A 16,090-nucleotide genomic window follows, 5' to 3' on the forward strand; every position below is an offset into this window, starting at 1 on the left:
TGCTCCCGATAGCCGCTACCTATTCAGGCTGGTAGCGGTAGAAATGCACCCTGGTATCGCCGAAAATCCGGCTTTCCAGGAACAGATAGGAAGGATCGACCGAAACGGCAACGTCGGCGCGCTCCTCGAGCACGGCAATCGCGCCCGGAAACAGCCAACCACCCTTGGCGGCAGCGGCCATTGCCTTCTCGCCGAGACCCTTGCCATAAGGCGGGTCGGCGAAGAGGAACTGGAACGGCTCAAGATTGCCGACACTGCCGAGATCGGTCGCGTCGCGCCTCAGGATGCGCGTCTTGCCGTGCAGGCCGAGCGCATCGATGTTTTCCCAGAGCAGCCCCCTGCCCTCGACGCTGTTTTCAACGAAGAGCGCATGGCGGCAGCCGCGCGAGACGGCCTCCAGCCCGACGGCGCCGGTGCCGGCGAAGAGATCGAGTATCCGGGTGCCATCGACGCATTCCGGATAGGCATGGCTCAGAATATTGAACAGGCTCTCACGCGTCCGGTCAGCAGTCGGCCGGATGTCGTTGGATTTAGGCACGGCGAGCGACCGTCCGCGAAACTCACCGCCGACGATCCGCACCGCGTCCTATTCCCTTGCCTTTTGGTCCACCACGAGACGGCCCGCCCGAGGGCTTGCCACCGCCACCGGGACGATCGCCCGAAGGCTTGCCCGAAAAACTCTTCGCACCCGGCTTGGAGCCGCTTGGCTTGCCGCCAAAGCTCTTGCCGCGCGGCCCGTCACCACGCGGCTTGTCGCCGAAGGGACGGTCGCCTCTCGGGCGCTCGCCCTGGGGACGGTCACCCTGCGGACGTTCACCACGAGGCCGGTCGCCATACGAACGCTCGCCGGCCGGACGCTCGGAGCGAGCCTCGCCGGAGAAACGGTTGGCGCGAGGACGCTCGTCCCCCTCTTCGCGCGGACGACGCGGCTTGTCGCCGAACGGCCGGTCGCCACGTGGGGGACGATCGCTGAAGGAACGGGGACGGTCGTCGCCATCCTCACGCGGCCTGCGGTCGCCGCGAGGCTTGGCTGCGAACGGGCGGTCGCCTGTCGGCCGGTCACCACGGGGAGGACGATCGCCGAAAGGCCGATCGCCACGTGGCCTGTCAGCACGGGGTGGGCGGTCGCCGAAGGAGCGCGGACGGTCGCCATCCTCGCGCGGCTTGCGCTCGCCGCGAGGCTTGTCGCTGAAGGGACGATCGCCCCTTGGGCGCTCGCCCTGGGGACGGTCGCCACGGGGTGGGCGATCACCATAAGGCCGGTCGCCGCGTGCCGTGCGGTCGCCGCCGGAGCGGTCAGCACGATCCCCGAAGGAGCGGTCGCCACGGGGACGGTCGCCGAAGCCGCGATCGCCACGATCACCGCGCTTGCGGTCGTCGTCGCGGCTCACATCGCTGGAGCGGATCCATTCGCCCTCTTCGTCGCGGGCGCGGTTGATCTGCACGCGCGGACCTTCGTCGTAGCTTGTCGGCTGCGGCTTGGAGCGGCCGGGCTTTTCGCCGCGGCGAAGCGCCGTCTGGGCGTTCTTTTCTGCCTTGGCTGCTGCCTTTTCGCCGAGCGGACGGGCGCCGGGCGCCATCCACACATTGGCGTTGCGGCGGCTGCCGAGCGCGGGACGCTTCGGGCCCTCGTCCTTGCGGTCGCCAGCACGGCTCGGGCCACGGCCGCCATCGCGATCGCGATCACCGCCACGGCGGTCGTCGCGTTTATCGTCGCGCTTGGTGTCGAGGCGGCTCAGCGCGCGTTCGCGCTTGTCTTCCGGCTTCCACGAGCGTTCGCGGCGCTCGGGCTTGGCGTCGGCTTCTTCTTCCTCAGTCACGGCGGGCGCGTTGTAGATCGGCGCGTCGAAATTGGCCTTGGCGTCCTCGATCAGGCGCGGGCCGAGCTGGTCGCGCAGGGTGCGGCCACGCACTTCGATTACCGCCCGCTCAGGGATATCGCCGAGCTGGAACGGGCCGTAGGAGATGCGGATCAGACGGTTGACGTCGAGACCGAGCGCGCCGAGCACGTTCTTGATTTCGCGGTTCTTGCCTTCGCGCAGGCCCATGGTGAGCCAGACGTTGGAGCCCTGCACCTTGTCGAGCGTCGCCTCGATGGCGCCGTAGAGCACGCCGTCGACGGCGATGCCGTCCTTCAGCTTGTCGAGCGCTTCCTGGTCGATCTCGCCATGGGCGCGCACGCGGTAGCGGCGCAGCCAGCCTGTCGTCGGCAGCTCCAGCGCACGCGCGAGGCCACCGTCGTTGGTAAGCAGCAGCAGACCTTCGGTGTTGATATCGAGGCGGCCGATCGACATGACGCGCGGCAGATCGTCCGGCAGGTTGTCGAATACGGTCGGGCGGCCTTCCGGATCGGCGTTGGTTGTCACCAGGCCGGCCGGCTTGTGGTAGAGCCACAGGCGAGTACGCTCGATGCCGCGGATCGGCATGCCGTCGACTTCGATCTTGTCGGTCAGCGTGACGTTGACGACGGGCGTATCCAGCGGCTTTCCGTTCAGCGTGACGCGGCCATCGAGGATCATGCGCTCGATGTCGCGACGCGAGGCAACGCCGGCGCGCGCCATCACCTTGGAGATGCGTTCCGCCTTGCTGTCGCTCGTCGCGTCGGACACGGCATCCGCCTTGTCAGCCGATTTTGCGAACTTCCTTACGGGCTTCTCTCCCGATTTCGCGCCGGTATCGCGCGGGGATGGCTTGCCACCCGGCCGTTTTGGCTTGTCTTTGAATGTCATTTGTTGTTTGCCTGCCTTTTGGGGCCTTCTATCAGTTCGCGCCCCTGCGGTTAAGTGGAAATTGTCGGATCGTGAAGACAAATCAATTTATGGAGCTGGCGCTGGATGAGGCGCGTGCCGCAGGCGCGCGCGGCGAGGTGCCGATCGGCGCCGTCGTCGTCCTCGACGGCACCGTGATTGCTTCATCCGGCAACCGCACCCGCGAGCTCAACGACATCACCGCGCATGCCGAAGTGGCCACCATCCGCATGGCCTGCGAGGCGCTTGGCCAGGAGCGGCTGACGGGTGCTGATCTCTACGTGACGCTGGAACCCTGCACGATGTGCGCCGCGGCGATCTCGTTCGCCCGCATCCGCCGGCTCTATTATGGGGCGGAAGATCCGAAGGGTGGCGGGGTGGATAGCGGGGTGCGGTTTTACGCACAGCCGACGTGCCATCATGCGCCGGAGGTGTATTCCGGGATGAGCGAGGTGCAGGCGGCGGAGATCCTGCGGGGGTTCTTTCAGGGGAAGCGGGATTAGGGGCGCTTGCGGCCAATCATCCACCGCGTTGCGCCACTTTTCGCCGATCTTCCAATGCTATACAATTGAAAGAAATCGGAGTTTCTGAATGGTCGGAATGACGGCACTGATGGCGAGGAGACGCGACAGGCGGCACAGTGCGGCATCGGCAGCCGTTTCGCAGGTGCTACACGACGCATCCATCAAGGGCATCGACATCACGCTCGTGGGATCCCTTGCGCGAGGAGAATTCCGCTCGCATTCGGATGTCGATCTGCTCGTTCGCGGCCCCATGGACCGAAAGCGCCGCGCCTTGGCTGAACAGCTCGTGGCTGACGGGATGCGGGCGTCGGAAATTCCATATGACCTCGTCTTCGAGGCCGATCTCCCCCACGATCGCCTTCAGGAGCTTCTCGATGGCATCGTTTAGCCTGCCGGCATTTGCGCGGCTTACGCCCAAGATTCATCGCGCCGAGCGCGAGCTCGCCCAGATGGAAGCTCTATGCGAAGCATGCGGCCGAGACGGCTGCAAATGACTGGGGCGCCATGTCGGCCGTCTCCGCCGGCATCCACAATGTTTACAACGGAATAGAGGACATTCTTCTCAGTCTCGCCCGTGACATCGACGACGATGTCCCGACAGGGCCTTCCGCGCACCAGGATGTACTCGACCAGATGGCATCGGAAGTTTCGGGAACGCGACCGGCGCTTATAGATCAAGATCTCTATGAGGCCCTGACGGAGCTCAAGGGCTTTCGACACCTCGTACGCCATCGGTACGGATTCGATCTAAAGCCAGATAAGGTCGTTGAAAATCTGGAGCTTTTGCGGCGAGTCTTTCCGACATTCATCGCCGCAGTCACCACGTTGGAAGCGGCAATGAGAGATGGCGTCGAAGAGGACGGCACACCGCATACGCCTAAAACCTAGTTCAGGCATGGATGGCGGCAACTTTTCACCTTCGCTACCGCCCGGCCCGAAGCCTTACTGCAGCAGGTTCCACCACTGCTTGCCGGAGCCGGCGACTGCGGCTTCCTTTTTCTTCTTCTTCATCTTCTTCAGCTCAGGCTCGCCGAGATCGTCGAGCTTGGCGGGATCGTCGATCTGGCGGTACTCGGTCGGCGGATCGGAGATGTAGCGGCGCTGGTCGATATAGGCGCCCTTCTGGATGGCGCGAGCTTCGCGGAAGGCCTTGGCCTGGGCTTCCGTCGTGCGGCGGCCGCCTTCGACCTCGTTGTTGGCGAGCGGCGACTGGTAGCCGGACTTGTCGCTGTTCTCGTCCGCTTCCTTGACGAGGCGGGCGCGGGTTTCCTCAGGCGATTCGACCCACTGCGGATTGTCCTTGCTGGCAATCGATTCCTGCGGCGCGACCAGGTTTTCCTTGTCGCCGGCCTTCGGAACCACGAGGCCCGGACGCGGATTGTACTTGACGCCCTTGTTCTTCGGCTCGGTGCCCGTCAGGGAGGTGGATTGGCCAAGGTCATCGGTCAGCTGCTCGAATGCCGTCTTGTCCGTGCCGTAGCGGGGGCCGCTCGTGCAGCTCGACATCATCGCAGTGCCTGCCATCGCAACAGTCAGGCATACGCCCAAACGGAACCAACGCTTCGATAACATGAAAACCCTTCCAGCCATGCCGGTGCAGTCAATGCTCAACCGGACACCCTCCCCGTGACGGAAAAATCCGGCCAATTTCAGGCAGCTTTTACCGGATGAACCGCGATAGCGCAATTCATCCGGTAACTTTCTTGCGTTTATGCCGCAAGTTCGCGCAACGCGGCAGCATCGCGGGCGGAAACGTCGGGATACTCGGGATCCGAGCCGACATCCGTGGTGATCCGCCACGAGCGGGCGCACTTCTCGCCTTCAGCAAGCTTCGGCTCGACGCTGACGCCGGCCACTTCGGGCAGGCGGAACGCTTCGGACGGGCCTTCATTGCCTTCGACGACGATACCCGAGGTGATGCAGATCTCCTCGAAGTCCTGGCCCTCAAGCGCCTTCAGGAGCTCGGCATCGGCGATGTGGACGACGGGTGCGGCTTCCAGCGAGGAACCAATGCGCTTGTCCTTGCGCTCGATTTCGAGAGCGCCGGTGACGACCGTGCGGACCGCGCGGATCTTCTTCCACTTCTCGGCCAGCGCCTCGTTCTTCCAGTTGCCTGGAATCTCGGGGAACTGCTCGAGGTGGACGGAGACGGCACCGGGGTTGCGCGACAGCCATGCCTCTTCGGTGGTGAAGGGCAGCATCGGGGCAAGCCAGGTCACCATGCAATCGAAGATGTTGCGGATGACATGCAGCGAGGCGCGGCGGCGCAGGCTCGACGGCGCGTCGCAATAGAGCGCATCCTTGCGGACGTCGAAGTAGAAGGCCGAGAGCTCGACATTGGCGAAGTCGATCAGCGCGCGGGCGATCTTCTTGAAGTCGAAAGCGTCGTAGTTCTCGCGCACCAGCTGGTCGAGCTCGGCCAGACGATGGAGCATCAGCTGCTCCAGCTCCGGCATTTCGGAGACTTCGAATGTCTCGCCCTTGTCGTGTGCCAGCGTGCCGAGCATCCAGCGGATGGTGTTGCGCAGCTTTCTATAGGCATCAACATTGGTCTGGATGATCGTCTTGCCGACGCGCAGGTCGTCTGCGTAGTCTGATGTCATGACCCAGAGGCGCAGGATGTCGGCGCCGGCATCCTTCATGATCTCCTGCGGCGAGGTGACGTTGCCCTTGGACTTCGACATCTTCTCGCCCTTCTCGTCCATGGTGAAGCCATGGGTGAGAACGGCGTTGTAGGGCGCGCGGCCACGGGTGGCGGCCGATTCCAAGAGTGACGAGTGGAACCAGCCGCGATGCTGGTCGGAGCCTTCGAGATAGAGATCGGCCGGCCACTTGAGGTCCGGGCGGTCTTCCAGCGTAAACGTGTGGGTCGAGCCACTGTCGAACCAGACATCGAGGATGTCCATGACCTGCTTCCAGGGTTCGTTGGCCATCTTGCCGAGGAAGCGCTCGCGCGCACCTTCGGCAAACCAGGCATCGGCGCCTTCGGCTTCGAAGGCTTCGAGGATGCGGGCGTTGACCTCGTCGTCGACCAAGACTTCGCCGGCTTCGTCGACGAAGACGCAGATCGGTACGCCCCAGGCGCGCTGACGCGACAGGACCCAGTCCGGGCGGCCTTCGATCATGGCGCGCAGACGGTTCTGGCCGGCGGCGGGGACGAAGCGAGTGTCGTCGATGGCGTTCAGCGCACGCGAGCGCAGCGTCGTGCCATCGGCCAGCGTCTTGTCCATGTAGACGAACCACTGCGGCGTGTTGCGGAAGATGACCGGCTTCTTGGAGCGCCAGGAATGCGGATAGGAATGCTTCAGCCGGCCGCGGGCAAAGAGCGCGTTGCGAGCGATGAGCTCCTTGATGACGCGCTCGTTGGCATCGCCCTTCTTGCCGTTGTCGTCGATGACGCGGCCGCCTTCGAGACCGGGGGCATCCGCGGTGTAGAAGCCGGCGTCGTCGACGGGGAACGGGATTTTGGTGTCGATGCCGCGGGCTTCGATCTCGCGAGCATGGCTCATCCAGGCATCAAAGTCCTCGCGGCCGTGGCTTGGCGCGGTGTGCACGAAGCCGGTGCCGGCGTCATCGGTGACATGGTCGCCATCGAGGAGGGGGACGAGGAATTCGTAGCCGCCGCCGAGGCCCTTGAAGGGGTGGGCGCAGGTGATGGCGGCGAGATACTCAGCCGGAACATCGCGCAAACGCTTAAACTGCAGCTTGGCTTTGGCAAAAGCGTCTTCGGCCAGTTTGTCAGCCAGGATGAGTTTTTCGCCGGGGCGCGGGCCGAAATCGTTCGCGGCTTCGGTAACCTCATAAAGGCCGTACGAAACGCGCGACGAAAAGGCGATCGCGCGGTTGCCGGGGATCGTCCAGGGAGTGGTTGTCCAGATGACGACGAAGGCATCTGCTAGATCAGAAAACTGCTGAGGAACAGCAACCGCCGTATTTGTAGCCTTGTCGTGCCACATCTTCGTCGGATCATGCGGCGCCACCGGGAACTTCACCCAGATCATGTCGCTCTCGATGTCGTGGTATTCGACCTCGGCTTCGGCCAGCGCGGTGCGCTCGACGACCGACCACATGACAGGCTTGGAGCCGCGATAGAGCTGCCCGGACTTGGCGATCTTCAGGAGTTCGCCGGCGATGCGGCTTTCGGCGTGGAAGGCCATCGTCGTGTAGGGGTTGTCGAAATCACCCTCGATGCCGAGACGCTTGAACTCGGCGGCCTGAGTCTGGATCCAGCCGGCGGCGAATTCGCGGCATTCCTTGCGGAATTCGTTGACCGGGATCTCGTCCTTGTTCTTGCCCTTCTCGCGATACTTCTCCTCGATCTTCCACTCGATCGGAAGGCCGTGGCAATCCCAGCCGGGAACATAGTTGGCGTCGAAGCCGCGCATCTGGAACGAGCGGTTGATGACGTCCTTCAGGATCTTGTTCAGCGCGTGGCCGATATGGATGTTGCCGTTGGCGTAGGGAGGGCCGTCGTGGAGGACGAATTTCTCGCGACCGGCGGCAGACGCGCGCAGCTTCTTGTAAAGGCCCATCTCCTGCCAGCGGGCAACGGTCTCCGGCTCCTTCTGCGGCAGGCCGGCGCGCATCGGGAAATCGGTTTCGGGGAGATAGAGGGTCTTGGAGTAATCGATCTTTTCGGCTGTATCGGTCATGTCTGGCAATCGTCTCTTCTAGCGATCGTGCTTTACGCCTCGCAAACGGGCGCAACGGACTTGGAAATATCGTGGTGGCGGAAGCGCTCTGAGGTCGAGCGCCGAAAACCCGGACCTTCCGGCCGCTTAGCGCGCGCGGAAGGCCGGGCCGATAATTCGTATCGTGATCGCCAGCCGGAACTTGTTCATCGCGCCGGTTCATAGGCGCTTTTGGCGGGAAAAGGAAGAGGAGAATTGGCGCTGCTCCGCCCTCTGCTACCGTTGTGCGTCACCGCCGATGCTATATATTGAGGCCATAGCAACACAGAGGCTCTTTCGATGGTGAAACGTACCTTTTTCATCAAGGCAATCTGGGACGAGGAGGCCAAGGTCTTCTATTCCGAGAGCGATATCGAAGGACTGCATATCGAAACGGCCGATATAGACGCTTTCGAAGACATCATCTTCGACAGCGCCATCGACCTGATCATCGCCAATCACATCGCCCCATCTGATCTTGCCGACACGCCGCTGAAAGACCTTATCCCGGCGATCCTCTGGCAGCGCCCGACCCCACATGTCGCGGCGGCCTGAATGGCCGAGGGCTACTACAAGGTCGTCTGCGAGATCATTTCCGCCCTCGGCTACGTCTATCTGAAGAATGCCAAGGGATCACACGAGAAATGGCAATCGCCGGATACCAAGAAGATGCTTCTGGTGCCGCGCAATCTCCAGAGCCGCCATACGGCGAACGCGATCCTGAAAGACGCCGGTTACAAGGGAAAGCTTTGAGGAAGGCCGCGGCTTACCCGCAGCCCTCCCCTCTCATCACTCTCACGCCCGCGCCACGGCCTTGCCCGGTGCCACAGCATTTACCACCACCGCGACGATGATGTTCACTGCCAGCGCCAGCAGCCCTATGTAGATCGTGAACGAGGTCTCGCCCATCGTCACCGGCTGCAGCGGCTTCAGGCCGTTGATCCAGACCAGCAGCGTGCCGCCGAAGAAGCCGACGAACCAGCCGGCAAGAAGGCCCGGGGCGCGGAACCAGTTGGTGTAGAGGCCGAAGACCAGGGCCGGGAGCGTTTGCAGGATCCAGATGCCGCCGAGGAGCTGCAGGTCGAGCGCGAACTGGGTGGGGAGGAAGATTATGACCAGAAGCGCGCCGACCTTGACGACCAGCGAGGTCATCTTCGCGACCTTTGCTTCGCCCGCATCCGTCACCTGGGGGTTTACATAGGCCTTCCAGAAGTTGCGGGTGAAGAGGTTGGCTGCGCCGATCGACATCACCGCCGCCGGCACCAGTGCGCCGATAGCGATGGCCGCGAAGGCGAAGCCGGCGAACCAGCTGGGGAAGAGCGTCTGGAATAGAGCCGGGACGACATCGTTGGCGCTGTCGAGCTTGAGGCCGGCGGCGTGGCCCATGTAGCCGAGCAGCGCCAAGAGGCCGAGCAGCAGCGTATAGGCCGGCAGCAGCACCGCGTTCTTGCGGATCGTGTTGCCGCTGTTGGAGGCGAAGATGCCGGTCAGCGTGTGCGGATACATGAAGGCCGCGAGCGCCGAGCCGAGCGCCAGCGTCGCATAGGCGACATACTGGTTGGAGCCGAGCAGCAGGCTGCCGGAACCCTTGGCCTGGAAAGCGGCGTCGGCGGAGGCGAAGACATTGGCGTAGCCGCCGAGTTTCGAGGGGATCAGCGCCACGGCGGCGATCACCACGATATAGATCATGATGTCCTTGACGAAGGCGATCAGTGCCGGCGCCCTGAGGCCCGCCGAATAGGTGTAGAGTGCCAGCACGATGAAGGCGATGGCGAGCGGCACCTCCCCGTGCAGGCCAAGCGCCTTCAGCGCCGCCGTCATGCCGACGAGCTGCAGGGCGATATAGGGCATGGTGGCGATGACGCCTGTGGCTGCAACCGCAAGCTCCAGCCCGCGCGAGCCATACTGGCCATGGACGACGTCGCCGGCCGTGACATAGCCGAAGTCCCGCGCCCGCTTCCAGAGCACCGGCATGACCATGAAGACAAAGGGGTAGACGACGATCGTATAGGGCAGCGCGAAGAAGCCGTAGGCGCCGACGGTGTAGACGAGCGCCGGAACGGCGATGACGGTGTAGGCGGTGTAGAAATCGCCACCAACCAGGAACCAGGTGATCCAGGTGCCGAAAGAGCGGCCGCCGAGGCCCCATTCGTCGATATGCGCCATGGTTTCGGGCCGGCGCCAACGCGACGCGACGAAGCCCATGACGGTGACGAGGACAAAGAAGAAGATAAAGACGCTGAGCGCCGTGACGTTGAGATCAGTCGTCATTGCGCATGCTCCGGTAGGCGATCCAGGTCAGGAAGGCGGTGATCGGCACCCAGAGGAGCTGATACCAGTAGAAGAAGGGGAAGCCGAAAAGAACCGGATCGTGGAAATTGTAGAAGGGGACCCAGAGCAGCCCGATATAGGGAATGATGAGCAGCCAGCAGGCCGCCGTTCCAAATCTTTTGTCCATGGGGAGAGTGCCTTTCGCGGATCGGGCGCGGCTTATCCGCGTCTTATCAGATAGATGAGATATGCCAGCCGGCTCGCTCGGCAAGCATCTCTGCCGCGAAAAAGACACAGTTCGTGAGCGGGCAAGCGCGCGTCGGACGCGGAGGCTCCCTCGCCTCGCCGCTTTCCTCGCGTGCCTTCACATTCAATTCAAATATTGCTAATATACTATAAGTTGATTTCAATCTGACGTACGTGGTTGCAGGCAGTGGCTCGTGGCGAAATCGCCGCGCGCGAAGCGTTGCCTGTTTTCAGCGAGAGGGCGCGGATGAAACATGTGATCGATAGCGACCGCGGCAGTGACCGGCGCTATCCCAACAATACCAAGTAGCAGATCCAAATAGCAGACAGGGTGTTTGAGGGGCGACGCTTGCGGGCGGCGGCGGCTGCCGTCGACCGCAAGCGCTCGATACCCTTATGGCATCCTCGGCTCGATCTCTTTTCGGGAGGGCATGCCGATGGATGATTTTCCATATCATGCGGCGCGCGGCGACATCTTGCCCGGTTTGCGGGCGGCGCACCACCTGGTCGTGGTGTGAACCGCCATGTCGAAGCGAAGCGCCTATATTTCGCTGATCCTCGCCGCCGCCTTCTGGGGCTTCGGCAATATCGCGCAGAAGACGGTGCTCACGCATATCGGCCCGCTGTCGGTCACCATGCTGCGCTGCCTGATCGCGGCGCTGGTGATGCTGCCGCTGGCGGTCGTCGAGCGCAATGAACGCCGCAGCGCGGGGTGGACGAAAAGCATCATTCGTGTTGCGCTCACCTTCACCGTGGCGATCGCGATACAGCAGACGGCCTATGTCAACGCCACGGTCGTCAATGCGAGCTTCCTGGTCAACACCGCCACCGTGCTCACGCCTGTCGTGGCATGGGTCTATTTCGGCGAGACGACGCGGCGGCTGGGTGTCTTCGCGGCCTGCCTGACACTTGCCGGCATCGGGCTGATGGCCGATGGGATCGGCGGCTTCGCGGCGCTGAACACGGGCGATATTGCCTGCCTGGTATCCGCCGTCTTCTACGCGTTCTGGATGGTGCTGCTCGGGCGCCACGCCCGGCGTCATGGCGGGCCGTTCACCTCGGCCTTCGTGCAATTCGCGATCGCCGCGCTGCTGTTGATGCCGGTGGCGCCGCTGCTGGAGCCGCTGACGGGCGAGATGATGTGGCGGGCGGCGCCGGAACTGGCGATGTTAGGCATTCTCTCGACGGCGGCGGCTTTCGGGCTGCAGACTTATGCGCAACGTCATGTGCCGGCATCGAAGGCGGCGGTATTGGTGTCCGGCGAGAGCATATTCGGCGCGATCGGCGCCTGCCTTGTCTTGCTGGAGCGGCCGCCTGTGATGGCCTGCGTCGGGGCGGCGCTGATCTTTCTCTCGATCGTGATCGTGACGATCGAGCCGGAGGATCCGGTGGCGGCATTGCTTCAACGCAATGCGGAAGAGGAATGAAGCTTCAGACGAGGCCGCAGAGTTTGCGGTCGAGCTCGCTGATCGGCTGGATGCCTGACAGGACCGCCCTCGCCTCTTCCTTGTCGCGGTTCATCTGCTCGACCAGCGGTTCGAGGCCGTCGAACTTCAGCTCGGGGCGCAGGTAGGAGAAGAAGGAGACGGAACAGATCTGGCCGTAGAGATCGCCGGAAAAATCGAAAACGAAGGTCTCGAGCAACGGCGCCCCGTTGTCGGTGACCGTCGGGCGGCGGCCGTAGCTTGCGACGGCGTCGTGCATCGACCCATCCTCGAAGCGGAAGCGGACGGCGTAGATGCCGGGCTTCAACTCGACCTCGGCCGGCAGGCGCATGTTGGCTGTCGGGAAGCCCAGCTGGCGGCCGAGCTTTTCGCCGCCGATCACCTCGGATTCGACCGTGTAGTGATAACCGAGCAGGCCGGCGACCTCGCTGACTTCGCCCTCCTTCAGCAGCGCGCGGATGCGGCTGGAAGAGACCACGTCGGCGTTCTCATCGCGGAAGGTGTCGATCAGGGTGACGCCGAAGCCGTATTTGTTGCCGGCGTCCATGAGGAAGGCCGGGCCACCCTCGCGACCGCGGCCGAAATGGAAATCGACGCCGGTGACAACCTCGGATGCAGCCAGCCAATCCTTGAGGATCGAGTGGATGAAATCGTCAGCCGAGCGCTGCGAGAATTCGCGGTCGAATGGGTATTCGATGACGGCGCCGAAGCCCATGGCCTCAAGGATGCGGGCACGCAGCGGCGCAGGCGTGAGGCGGAAGACCGGTGTCTGCGGATTGAAGACCGTCCGCGGATGCGGCTCGAAGGTGAGAACGAGGGCTGGAACGCCACGCGCCTCGGCGATCTCGAGCGCGCGCTCCAGCACCGACTGATGACCGCGATGGACACCGTCGAAATTGCCGATGGCGACCACGCCACCGTGCAGGTGATCGGGCAAGGGCTCTCGGGTTTCGTTGCGGTGGAAGACGGTCATCGGGCAGACTTTACTGATGCTTCGGGCTTAGGCAAGGCGGCTTCAGGTGCGCGAAGGCTCAGGCCAGTCGCGGCATCCACCACTTCGGCGTTGCCTTCTCGCGTTCGAGATAGGCGGTGAGGATCGCCTCGTCGGTCTCGCCGTTCAGCGTGTATTCGGCCGCATGAATGCCGCCGCTGATATAGAGAAGATCGAGACCGTAATCGAGGGCGCCGCGCACATCCGTCGGCATGCCGTCGCCGATCGCCAGAATGCGGTCCATCTTGAGATCGCCACGCATTTCGCGGGCAACCGAGAGCACGGCGTCATAGATCGGCTTGTGCGGCTTGCCGGCGATGCGGGTCTTGCCGCCGAGCTGATCGTAATAGGCGGCCATGGCGCCGGCGCAGGGGATCATCTTGTGGCCGCGCTCGACGATCAAGTCGGGGTTGGCACAGATCAGCGGCACGTCGCGGGCCTGGAAGGCCTTGAGCATGTCGGTGTAATCCTCAGGCGTCTCGGTCTCATCGTCGAAGAAGCCGGTGCAGACGACGCAATCGGCCTCCTCGGCGGAAACGCGGGTGACGCCGATGCCTTCGATGATGGCGATGTCGCGATCCGGGCCGAGCAGGAAGACCTTCTTCGGGCCCTCGGCGATCAGGCCACGGGTAACGTCGCCGGAGGTGACGATCCGATCATAGGCTTCATCCTGAATGCCGATGTTGCGGAGCTGATCGACGACGAGCGGCGCGATGCGCGGCGAATTGGTGATCAGTACGACCGTCAGGCCGGCCTCGCGCGCGGCCTGCAGCGCTGCAGCGGCCTTCGGGAACGGCGAAACGCCGTTGTGCAACACGCCCCACACATCGCAGAACACCGCATCATAGTGGCTGGTGATCTCTGCGAAATTCTCGATGCGCTGCGCCATTTCAAAGTCCCGGTTTTCATTCGATGAGGGCTGACATCGCAAAGCCCCGCCGCGATGGCAAGAAATTTTGCAATGCAGAACGATGAAATTCTTGCGACCCGGTGCGCTCTTGCGGCCTTCAAAGCAGCAGTTCGGCGCCCTTTATGGCGAGACCAGCCACGGCGCAAAGGCCCAAGACCTTCACCATGCCCATCTTCACGTAGAACAGCAGGACGGACGCGATCACGAAGATCGCCAGCGCCGCGATATCGATCGTGGCCCATTGCGGCCAGGCGAGGCTGACGATGGGGAGGCCCGCGCCGCGCGACAGAAGTGCGATCCGGCCGACCTCGGCGAAGAGCACATGCAGGCCGAACCAGAGAGACAGATTGAGGATGACGCCGACGACGGCTGATGTGATGGCCGATAGAGCCGCCGACAGACCGGCATTGTCGCGCAGCTTCTCGACGAAGGGCGCGCCGGCGAAGATCCAGACGAAGCTCGGGACGAAGGTGGCCCAGGCAACCAGCGTGGCGCCGAGCGCGCCGCCCATCAGCGGCGCCATGAAAAGCGGGTTACGGTAGCCCGCGAGGAAGCCGACGAAACAGAGGACGAGAACCAGCGGGCCGGGCGTGGTCTCGGCCAGCGCCAGGCCATCCAGCATCTCGCCCGGTTGCAGCCAGGCATAATGGCCGACGGCGACCTGCGCGACATAGGTGAGCACCGCATAGGCGCCGCCGAAAGTGATGACCGCCATCTTGGAGAAGAAGATGAAGAGCGCGCCGAAGACATTGGTCTCGCCGCTCAGCGCCTCGGCAATGAGATCGGATGGCGCGTGCAGATTGCGGACGAGCAGCAACGGCGCCTGCCAGATCAGGATCCAGAAGACGAGGACCAGCAGCGGCCGGGCGATAGCGTGGGTCGTAAACGTGGGCAGGCGGCGGGGCGATTTCGTGTTGAGTTGGGCTTGGGCTTCCTTCGTCGGCGCGTGGCGGCTGGCGTAGCGGTGCAGCGCAAATCCGGTCAGGCCGGCGAGGATGACGACGATGGGGAACGGCGCGTTCAGCATGAACAGCGCCAGGAAAGAGGCGCCGGCGATGTAATAATGCGCGCGGGTTTTCAGCGCGCGGCGGGCAAGGCGCAGCAGCGCCTCGACGACGACGGCAAGGACGGCGGCCTTTAGGCCGAAAAACAGGGCGGGAAGCCAGGTCGTTTCCTGGAAGACGGCGTAGAGGGCGGATAGCCCCAGCATGACCACGAAGCCGGGCAGGATGAAGAGCAGGCCGGCGAGGATGCCGCCACGTACGCCATGCATCAGCCAGCCGATATAGGTGGCGAGCTGCTGCGCCTCGGGGCCTGGCAAAAGCATGCAGTAGTTCAGCGCGTGGAGGAAGCGATCCTCGGAGATCCAGCGCTTTTCGTCGACGATGGTACGGTGCATCAGGGCGATCTGGCCGGCGGGGCCGCCGAAGCTCAGACAGCCGATCCTGGCCCACACGCGGACGGCTTCGCCAAACGGCACCGATGCCACGCTGTCATCCGCCATCACCGCTCCGTCCACGCTCATATATATCCACCCTTTTGCCGACCTCTGCCGGCTGCCCCTGTCGCTCGATATCACCCGTATCGAGGCTGGACAATCCCGGCCCGGCGGCGTGGCCGAGACGGCGCTGCCTGTTGGCATTTCGCAAATTCCGGACACGGGTTTATGACAAAGCTCGGCGCCGGGAGATGCGGACGGCCCCTGCCCTTTCCGGCATTAACCATCGAAGCGTTTTCCCCGCCTCCACAGGCGCGCGGCAGGTTCACAACTTTGCCATCAAACGGCTATAGACACGGGGCGTCGGAAAATTACGACAGCTTCCCTTGACTCCCCAGATGGCCGCTCCTAAATGCAGGTCGCTAGCACTCACCAAGGTAGAGTGCTAACACCCATCCGTGTGGGCCATACCGGCCTGCGAGTGTCATTTGATCGAGGGATTAGACAATGGCAAGCACCAACTTCCGCCCCCTTCACGATCGCGTCGTTGTTCGCCGCGTTGAGTCCGAAGAAAAGACCAAGGGCGGCATCATCATTCCTGACACCGCCAAGGAAAAGCCGCAGGAAGGCGAAATCGTCGCCGTCGGCACCGGCGCTCGTGACGAGTCCGGCAAGGTCGTCGCTCTCGACGTCAAGGCTGGCGATCGCGTTCTGTTCGGCAAGTGGTCCGGCACCGAAGTCAAGATCAACGGCGAAGACCTTCTGATCATGAAGGAAGCCGACATCATGGGCATCATCGGCTAATCAGCCGGTTCCCATCCATCTCAGTTCGCTGACACCCCTTTTCA

16 protein-coding genes are annotated in these 16,090 nt (G+C 63.3%); 7 read left to right on the forward strand and 9 right to left on the reverse strand.

Annotated elements, in window-relative coordinates:
* Positions 1 to 19: 19 nt before the first annotated feature.
* Together rsmD and AC1DOG_RS06825 are read right to left on the reverse strand one after the other, a co-directional pair.
* On the reverse strand, positions 20 to 580 hold the full coding sequence (gene rsmD / locus AC1DOG_RS06820; RefSeq protein WP_018898585.1) for a 16S rRNA (guanine(966)-N(2))-methyltransferase RsmD: 561 nt from the start codon (positions 578 to 580) through the stop codon (positions 20 to 22).
* Positions 561 to 2,729 carry a pseudouridine synthase gene (locus tag AC1DOG_RS06825; protein ID WP_477927154.1) on the reverse strand — a complete coding sequence of 723 codons (2,169 nt, stop codon included), beginning with the start codon at positions 2,727 to 2,729 and terminating at the stop codon, positions 561 to 563. Before AC1DOG_RS06825 ends, rsmD begins: the two co-directional genes overlap by 20 nt.
* Positions 2,730 to 2,818: 89 nt before the next feature.
* On the opposite strand from AC1DOG_RS06825, the gene AC1DOG_RS06830 reads away from it, so the two are divergent.
* The 3 genes from AC1DOG_RS06830 (at position 2,819) to AC1DOG_RS06840 (ending at position 4,159) form a co-directional block, all read left to right on the forward strand.
* Entirely contained in the window at positions 2,819 to 3,250 is a 432-nt protein-coding gene (locus tag AC1DOG_RS06830; RefSeq protein WP_477927450.1) for a nucleoside deaminase, read from the forward strand.
* An 88-nt stretch (positions 3,251 to 3,338) separates the two neighbouring features.
* Positions 3,339 to 3,659 (forward strand): nucleotidyltransferase domain-containing protein, encoded by a 321-nt coding sequence (locus AC1DOG_RS06835; protein ID WP_477927155.1) that lies wholly within the window; start codon positions 3,339 to 3,341, stop codon positions 3,657 to 3,659.
* Between the two features lie 116 nt (positions 3,660 to 3,775).
* Complete coding sequence (locus tag AC1DOG_RS06840; protein WP_477927156.1) at positions 3,776 to 4,159, forward strand: ribonuclease toxin HepT-like protein; 384 nt, start codon at positions 3,776 to 3,778, stop codon at positions 4,157 to 4,159.
* Positions 4,160 to 4,213: 54 nt separating this feature from the next.
* Here AC1DOG_RS06840 and AC1DOG_RS06845 read toward each other — a convergent pair whose 3' ends face one another.
* Both AC1DOG_RS06845 and ileS read right to left on the reverse strand, forming a co-directional pair.
* Positions 4,214 to 4,843, reverse strand: coding sequence for a hypothetical protein (locus AC1DOG_RS06845; RefSeq protein WP_477927157.1), 630 nt, complete (start codon positions 4,841 to 4,843; stop codon positions 4,214 to 4,216).
* A 137-nt stretch (positions 4,844 to 4,980) separates the two neighbouring features.
* Complete coding sequence (gene ileS, locus AC1DOG_RS06850) at positions 4,981 to 7,923, reverse strand: isoleucine--tRNA ligase (RefSeq protein WP_477927158.1); 2,943 nt, start codon at positions 7,921 to 7,923, stop codon at positions 4,981 to 4,983.
* 318 nt (positions 7,924 to 8,241) lie between these two features.
* Here ileS and AC1DOG_RS06855 point away from each other — a divergent pair, with 318 nt between their 5' ends.
* Both AC1DOG_RS06855 and AC1DOG_RS06860 read left to right on the forward strand, forming a co-directional pair.
* Positions 8,242 to 8,496, forward strand: a complete 255-nt coding sequence (locus AC1DOG_RS06855) for a DUF1902 domain-containing protein (protein ID WP_477927159.1) — start codon at positions 8,242 to 8,244, stop codon at positions 8,494 to 8,496.
* On the forward strand, positions 8,497 to 8,694 hold the full coding sequence (locus AC1DOG_RS06860) for a type II toxin-antitoxin system HicA family toxin (RefSeq protein ID WP_477927160.1): 198 nt from the start codon (positions 8,497 to 8,499) through the stop codon (positions 8,692 to 8,694).
* Positions 8,695 to 8,736: 42 nt separating this feature from the next.
* Here the strand turns inward: AC1DOG_RS06860 and mctP are convergent, their stop codons facing one another.
* Positions 8,737 to 10,212, reverse strand: coding sequence for a monocarboxylate uptake permease MctP (gene mctP / locus AC1DOG_RS06865; RefSeq protein WP_037186719.1), 1,476 nt, complete (start codon positions 10,210 to 10,212; stop codon positions 8,737 to 8,739).
* Complete coding sequence (locus tag AC1DOG_RS06870; protein WP_018898575.1) at positions 10,202 to 10,399, reverse strand: DUF3311 domain-containing protein; 198 nt, start codon at positions 10,397 to 10,399, stop codon at positions 10,202 to 10,204. The genes mctP and AC1DOG_RS06870 overlap by 11 nt, the downstream gene beginning before the upstream one ends.
* 583 nt (positions 10,400 to 10,982) lie before the next feature.
* Between AC1DOG_RS06870 and AC1DOG_RS06875 the strand changes: the two genes are divergently transcribed.
* Positions 10,983 to 11,885 carry a DMT family transporter gene (locus AC1DOG_RS06875; protein ID WP_477927161.1) on the forward strand — a complete coding sequence of 301 codons (903 nt, stop codon included), beginning with the start codon at positions 10,983 to 10,985 and terminating at the stop codon, positions 11,883 to 11,885.
* 4 nt (positions 11,886 to 11,889) lie between these two features.
* Here the strand turns inward: AC1DOG_RS06875 and AC1DOG_RS06880 are convergent, their stop codons facing one another.
* The 3 genes from AC1DOG_RS06880 to chrA form a co-directional block, all read right to left on the reverse strand.
* A complete protein-coding gene (locus AC1DOG_RS06880) occupies positions 11,890 to 12,876 on the reverse strand; it encodes a bifunctional riboflavin kinase/FAD synthetase (protein ID WP_477927162.1) in 987 nt (328 codons plus the stop codon).
* Positions 12,877 to 12,934: 58 nt separating this feature from the next.
* Positions 12,935 to 13,783, reverse strand: a complete 849-nt coding sequence (locus AC1DOG_RS06885) for a TIGR01459 family HAD-type hydrolase (protein ID WP_112533577.1) — start codon at positions 13,781 to 13,783, stop codon at positions 12,935 to 12,937.
* A 118-nt stretch (positions 13,784 to 13,901) separates the two neighbouring features.
* The gene (gene chrA / locus AC1DOG_RS06890; RefSeq protein WP_477927163.1) at positions 13,902 to 15,329 is read right to left on the reverse strand and encodes a chromate efflux transporter; all 1,428 of its coding nucleotides are present in this window, start codon (positions 15,327 to 15,329) and stop codon (positions 13,902 to 13,904) included.
* Positions 15,330 to 15,749: 420 nt separating this feature from the next.
* Here chrA and groES point away from each other — a divergent pair, with 420 nt between their 5' ends.
* The gene (gene groES, locus AC1DOG_RS06895) at positions 15,750 to 16,046 is read left to right on the forward strand and encodes a co-chaperone GroES (RefSeq protein WP_018898571.1); all 297 of its coding nucleotides are present in this window, start codon (positions 15,750 to 15,752) and stop codon (positions 16,044 to 16,046) included.
* The last annotated feature ends 44 nt before the right edge of the window (positions 16,047 to 16,090 follow it).

The organism is Rhizobium sp. 01N48 (genome assembly GCF_056399145.1).

Bases quoted from the DNA above. Each gene is read 5' to 3' on its own strand.
- AC1DOG_RS06825 (WP_477927154.1), bottom strand. From the start codon at position 2,729: ATGACATTCAAAGACAAGCCAAAACGGCCGGGTGGCAAGCCATCCCCG.
- AC1DOG_RS06830 (WP_477927450.1), top strand. From the start codon at position 2,819: ATGGAGCTGGCGCTGGATGAGGCGCGTGCCGCAGGCGCGCGCGGCGAG.
- AC1DOG_RS06835 (WP_477927155.1), top strand. From the start codon at position 3,339: ATGGTCGGAATGACGGCACTGATGGCGAGGAGACGCGACAGGCGGCAC.
- AC1DOG_RS06840 (WP_477927156.1), top strand. From the start codon at position 3,776: ATGTCGGCCGTCTCCGCCGGCATCCACAATGTTTACAACGGAATAGAG.
- AC1DOG_RS06845 (WP_477927157.1), bottom strand. From the start codon at position 4,843: ATGTTATCGAAGCGTTGGTTCCGTTTGGGCGTATGCCTGACTGTTGCG.
- ileS (WP_477927158.1), bottom strand. From the start codon at position 7,923: ATGACCGATACAGCCGAAAAGATCGATTACTCCAAGACCCTCTATCTC.
- AC1DOG_RS06855 (WP_477927159.1), top strand. From the start codon at position 8,242: ATGGTGAAACGTACCTTTTTCATCAAGGCAATCTGGGACGAGGAGGCC.
- AC1DOG_RS06860 (WP_477927160.1), top strand. From the start codon at position 8,497: ATGGCCGAGGGCTACTACAAGGTCGTCTGCGAGATCATTTCCGCCCTC.
- mctP (WP_037186719.1), bottom strand. From the start codon at position 10,212: ATGACGACTGATCTCAACGTCACGGCGCTCAGCGTCTTTATCTTCTTC.
- AC1DOG_RS06870 (WP_018898575.1), bottom strand. From the start codon at position 10,399: ATGGACAAAAGATTTGGAACGGCGGCCTGCTGGCTGCTCATCATTCCC.
- AC1DOG_RS06875 (WP_477927161.1), top strand. From the start codon at position 10,983: ATGTCGAAGCGAAGCGCCTATATTTCGCTGATCCTCGCCGCCGCCTTC.
- AC1DOG_RS06880 (WP_477927162.1), bottom strand. From the start codon at position 12,876: ATGACCGTCTTCCACCGCAACGAAACCCGAGAGCCCTTGCCCGATCAC.
- AC1DOG_RS06885 (WP_112533577.1), bottom strand. From the start codon at position 13,783: ATGGCGCAGCGCATCGAGAATTTCGCAGAGATCACCAGCCACTATGAT.
- chrA (WP_477927163.1), bottom strand. From the start codon at position 15,329: ATGAGCGTGGACGGAGCGGTGATGGCGGATGACAGCGTGGCATCGGTG.
- groES (WP_018898571.1), top strand. From the start codon at position 15,750: ATGGCAAGCACCAACTTCCGCCCCCTTCACGATCGCGTCGTTGTTCGC.